This is a genomic window from Citrobacter sp. VF227, from assembly GCF_052950715.1.
This window is the reverse complement of the sequence record NZ_JBRFVF010000117.1, coordinates 1-667: the sequence shown is the minus strand read 5'-3', so window position 1 is coordinate 667 and position 667 is coordinate 1. Positions and strand designations below refer to the sequence as shown.

The following is a 667-nucleotide window of genomic DNA, read 5'->3' as shown; positions in this document are numbered from 1 at the left end:
CATATATAAAAGCCGGCAGCGCTGTTGGGAGCGCCGCTAGCCGCCGCTGCTTTGTTGACGTTCACCACGGCGGGTCTTCATTCGAGGCATCGGAGAAGTCATGCCTTGTTCCCGCCATGCGCCTCCTCTCCGGCTTGCTGACGGGGCCGCTCGATCACTGAAAATCGCGGCTACGCACATCGAGCCCTGTGAGCAGGGGCGTGAGGTCGCTCAGGCGGCCGGCGATGAGATGTCGTACGCCGCTGGCCGACTCCAGATGGCCATCCACACGAAGCAGTTGAGACTGGAGCAAGGGTCGCCTCTGGCGCTCGGCCAGGTCGCGCCAGACCACCACATTGACCATGCCGAACTCGTCCTCCAGGGTGACGAAGATGACACCGCTGGCGGTCTGTGGGCGTTGTCGGCCGATCACCAGGCCGGCAACGCTGACCGAGCGGCCATGCTCGATCGTGCCCAGTTCCCGAGAACTGCGGCAGCGCCGGGCCTTGAGCTCATCTCGTAGCAGTAGCAAAGGCTGCGGCCCCAGCGTTGCGCCAAGGGTCGCGTAGTCGTTGCAAAGGTCTTCACCCACCGCAGGCAATGGCAGGTTGATGGAGGTTTCCTCCGGTGCGGGCAGGCTGGCCAACAGCGGTAGCTGTGGTTCGATTCCGGCAACGGCCCACCGCGC

At 64.5% G+C, this 667-nt stretch carries 1 protein-coding gene; it reads right to left on the bottom strand.

Features of this window, described 5'->3' with window-relative positions:
- Positions 1–154 precede the first annotated feature (154 nt).
- On the bottom strand, positions 155–667 hold a 513-nt coding region (locus tag ACU8YC_RS25370), incomplete at its 5' end, for an OB-fold nucleic acid binding domain-containing protein (RefSeq protein WP_446896014.1).